This is a genomic window from Sinomonas sp. G460-2 (assembly GCF_047759905.1).
Classification (GTDB): Bacteria; Actinomycetota; Actinomycetes; order Actinomycetales; family Micrococcaceae; genus Sinomonas.
Genome location: NZ_JBKZWT010000554.1, coordinates 1 through 1195 on the forward strand (window position 1 = coordinate 1; position 1195 = coordinate 1195).

The window sequence follows — 1195 nt, forward strand, 5'->3', positions numbered from 1 at the left end:
CGAACGCCACTATCCCGCGTACCCCGGGCCCGCGACGACCGCGAGGGGGTAACCGAGCTGCTGCGCCTGGAGCACCGTCGCGATGCCGAGGTCCGCGGCGAGCGCCTGCGCGGACGCCTTCTGGCTCGGATCCTTGTAGAAGACCACGGAGGAGGACACCGGCGAGCCTGTCCAGTTGCCCACGGCGGCCACGGTCCAGCCCGCGTTGCGAGCGGCTGCCGCGGCGCGGTTGCCGAGGCCCGCCGTCGACGTCGCGTTGTAGACGCCCACCGCGAGGGTCTTGTCGGCCTGCGCCGGCGCGGACTGGGTGGGCGTCGGGGTGGACGACGGCGTGGGCGTGGGAGTCGGCGTCCCGGACCCCTTGGCCGAGGCGGGAGCCGACGACCCAGACGATGCCGACGGACCCGTGGCGGCGGACGTGCCGAGGAGCTTGGGGACGATGAAGAGGGCCGCGGCCACGAGGATGACGACGATCGCCGCAGCGATGATCACTCCCCCGATGCCCCGACGGCCCGTCTCCACAGCACCCTTCGTGCGATGCACGCCTTGACGGCGCGGGGCCTCGAGTACGTCATCGAATTCGTCGCCGGGGTAGTGGCTCATAGCGTGTAGAGTCCTCGTCGAATGCTCTGCTGGGGGGACGCGGCAGGCTTCAGGCGCTGCCGCCCAGGCGACGAGCCGTCCGTGCGCGCTGACGCGACGTCCTTAGTCTACGCAACCTCTTGACGAGCATCGGATCGTGGGCCAGCGCGGCCTCGGTATCGATGAGGGCGTTGAGCAGCTGGTAGTAGTGCGTGGCCGAGAGATCGAAAAGCTCGCGGATGGCCTGTTCCTTCGCTCCCGCGTACTTCCACCAGTTGCGTTCGAGGGCGAGCATCTCGACCTCGCGCTCGGTGAGTTCCGCGGCCGCCAGGCGGCTGACCCCTGCATGCTCGGGCTCGAATGCCTCGGCTGCGCCCATGCGCCACTCCCTTCGACTGGATGATCTCCGTGTCGGCTTCACCCAGTGTAGGAGCGAACTACACGCTTGTCATTCGTGGTCCCGCCGAGGCGCTGGAGAGGCCGGCAGAACTCTGGAAGACTCGGGGCCGTGACCGAGCCACTGTTCGAGCTCCCGAGCCCCGAGGAGGGCCCCGCCACCGGCGATACCGCGGCGCGGCTCGCCGAGATGGCGGAGGCGCCGCTCGCGGTCCTC

At 70.1% G+C, this 1195-nt stretch carries 2 protein-coding genes; both read right to left on the reverse strand.

Annotated features, from left to right (window positions below):
* Nucleotides 1–9: 9 nt before the first annotated feature.
* Nucleotides 10–603, reverse strand: a complete 594-nt coding sequence (locus ACLN58_RS22385) for a LytR C-terminal domain-containing protein (RefSeq protein ID WP_415857405.1) — start codon at nucleotides 601–603, stop codon at nucleotides 10–12.
* Between the two features lie 49 nt (nucleotides 604–652).
* On the reverse strand, nucleotides 653–961 hold the full coding sequence (locus tag ACLN58_RS22390; protein WP_415857406.1) for a DUF3263 domain-containing protein: 309 nt from the start codon (nucleotides 959–961) through the stop codon (nucleotides 653–655).
* Nucleotides 962–1195 lie beyond the last annotated feature (234 nt).